At 42.2% G+C, this 2,839-nt stretch carries 2 protein-coding genes; one reads left to right on the top strand and one right to left on the bottom strand.

Annotated elements, in window-relative coordinates; all coding sequences use genetic code 11:
- Nucleotides 1–11 precede the first annotated feature (11 nt).
- The gene (locus HRT75_RS14450) at nt 12–1,238 is read right to left on the bottom strand and encodes an HD domain-containing protein (RefSeq protein ID WP_291188230.1); all 1,227 of its coding nucleotides are present in this window, start codon (nt 1,236–1,238) and stop codon (nt 12–14) included.
- Between the two features lie 36 nt (nt 1,239–1,274).
- Between HRT75_RS14450 and HRT75_RS14445 the strand changes: the two genes are divergently transcribed.
- Entirely contained in the window at nt 1,275–2,822 is a 1,548-nt protein-coding gene (locus HRT75_RS14445; RefSeq protein WP_291188227.1) for a response regulator, read from the top strand.
- The last annotated feature ends 17 nt before the right edge of the window (nt 2,823–2,839 follow it).

Below are 2,839 nucleotides of genomic sequence, written 5' to 3'. Positions count from 1 at the left end.
AATAGAAAAAATTAATAATGTTTGGCCTTGGGATAACACAGATAGTGTTTGGTCACTTCTTGAGTCAAAGCCTTAAGATTGAGCTGGTCACTCGCCTTGGCAACATCAATGAGCTTTCCATTCTTGCTCAGCAGATTAATATTCTCACTATCACTACGATAAGCACGGTTAGTCACCTTACCGTCAAAGATGAAATAATGGGTATCCTCTATGGCAATCCCCCAAGCTTCTGCCAGGGCTTTCCGCTTTTTGTCTACATCAGCCTTTTTGGGTTTTTTATTTTTCAGTTTGACTTTAGGCAGATCCCGATCTAAGATCATATTGGAAAGCTTGGAGAGTACTGGGTCTTTGTGATCGCACCATCCTTTTAATGCCTGAATGATATCGTGATCATCCATACGCGCAAAATGTGCAAGGGCCTCCTGCTCAAACACATCAGAATCGCGCTTTAAAAAGAACATTAAAGGTTCACTGGCTTGCAATTGATCACCTTGTGAAATAAGTTCCTTAGCCCGCTGCAAAACACGGATCAAGACCTGCTCTGCAGCCAAGCCTGTTTTGTGCAGATAAACGGACCAATACATGAGGCGTCTTGCGACCAAGAACTTCTCTACACTATAAATGGCCTTGGATTCTACGACCAATTCATCATTGGCCACATTGAGCATACTGATCAAGCGTTCACTGTTGATATTCCCTTCTGAGGCGCCTGTGTAAAAGCTATCGCGTTTTAAGTAGTCCAAACGATCCATATCCAATTGTCCAGAGACCAATTGGTGTAAGAACTTTCTGGGATAACTGCCGTTGAATATTGAGATGGCCAACGTTAATCTCTCGTTAAAGTTTTTATTGAGCGCTTCCATGAATTGCAATGAAATCTGCTCGTGATCCACTCCTGTCACCAAACTGTGCTCTAGCGCATGAGAGAAAGGTCCGTGTCCAATATCGTGCAACAAAATAGCAACATAAAGTGCTTCCTCTTCCTCTGAACTAATTACAATTCCTTTATAACGAAGTACTTGAACGGCTTTCTGCATTAAATGCATACAGCCCAAAGCGTGATGAAAGCGCGTGTGATGCGCACCTGGAAATACTAAATAGGACATTCCCATTTGGGTAATGCGGCGCAAACGCTGGAAGTACGTATGCTCGATCAGATCGAACACCAAAGCATTTGGGATGGTAATAAATCCGTAAATTGGATCGTTAAAGAGAGTAAGTTTCTTACGGTTTTTCAAACCTATTATTTAAGCCTCAAGCACAAAGATACATATATGACAGACATAAAAGTACTGTGGGTCGATGATGAGATCGATCTACTCAAACCTCATATCCTATTCCTGGAACAAAAAAACTATGTAGTAACTACTGCACAAAGTGGTACAGAAGCCTTAGAAGAGATCGAACAACAGCAGTTTGACATTGTCTTCTTGGATGAGAACATGCCAGGATTAACGGGCTTGGAAACACTCTCTGAGATTAAGGAAAAGCAAGCCAACTTACCGGTGGTGATGATCACCAAAAGTGAGGAAGAGTATATTATGGAAGAGGCTATTGGTGCTAAGATTGCGGATTATCTGATAAAACCGGTAAACCCCAATCAGATCCTGTTGAGCTTAAAAAAGAACTTGGATCACAGTAGATTGGTTTCTGAAAAGACGACTTCAGACTATCAGCAGGAATTCCGAAAGATCGCCATGGATATGTCTATGGTGAACTCCCATGAAGAATGGGCCGAGTTGTATCAAAGGTTGATCTATTGGGAATTACAGTTGGAAGATATTGAGGACACCGGGATGTTTGAGATCCTAGAATCTCAGAAAATTGAAGCCAATACACAGTTCTGTAAGTTTATTGATAAGAACTACCCAGATTGGTTTCACGATCAAGAGGAGGCTCCCGTAATGTCACATACTTTATTTAAGGATTGGATTCAGCCAGAATTGAGCGACAGCCCTACCCTTTTGGTGGTTGTAGACAATTTGCGCTACGATCAATGGAAAGCTTTTGAACCCATTGTCTCCAATGCTTATAAGAAGGAAAAGGAAAAGGCTTTTTACAGCATACTTCCCACAGCTACTCAATATGCGCGAAACGCCATTTTTTCAGGGCTCATGCCTAGCGAGATGGAACGTCTGCACAAGGATTGGTGGCTCAATGATACCGATGAGGGTGGTAAAAACATGCACGAGCACGACTTTCTAAGAGCTCAACTAAAGCGTTTGGGAATGGACATCAAGTGGGAATACCACAAGATCTCAAGTTTGAAACAAGGCAGACGCTTGGTGGACAACTTCAAATCGCAAAAAAACAACGACTTGACCGTTGTAGTTTACAACTTTGTAGACATGCTATCCCACTCCAAAACAGAGATGGAAGTGATCAAGGAGTTGGCTTCTAATGACAAATCCTATCGCTCGCTAACCCAGAGCTGGTTTAAGAACAGCCCGCTTTTGGAGATCATTCAACAAGCCGCTCAAATGGGCTTTAAGCTGATCATTACCACAGATCACGGCACCATCAATGTGAAGAACCCTTCTAAAGTGATCGGAGATAAAAACACCAGTTTAAACTTGCGTTATAAAACCGGGCGCAGTCTTACCTATGAAGACAAGGATGTTTTGGCGGCCAAAGACCCCAAGAACATTCACCTGCCGGCAATAAACATGAGTTCTTCATTCATATTTGCTAAAGGAGATCTCTTCTTTGCTTACCCGAACAATTACAATCATTATGTAAGCTATTACAGAAACACCTATCAACACGGCGGAGTTTCTCTAGAAGAGATGATCATTCCGTTTGCAGTATTGAATCCGAGGTAGCATAGTTGGGATACTGC

The organism is Gilvibacter sp. (assembly GCF_013214815.1).
Lineage (GTDB): Bacteria > Bacteroidota > Bacteroidia > Flavobacteriales > Flavobacteriaceae > Gilvibacter.
The sequence above is the reverse complement of the archived record's forward strand: the minus strand, read 5'-3'. Positions and strand labels throughout refer to the sequence as shown.

Excerpts from the sequence above, each read along its gene's own strand:
- HRT75_RS14445 (WP_291188227.1), top strand. The coding sequence starts at position 1,275 with ATGACAGACATAAAAGTACTGTGGGTCGATGATGAGATCGATCTACTC.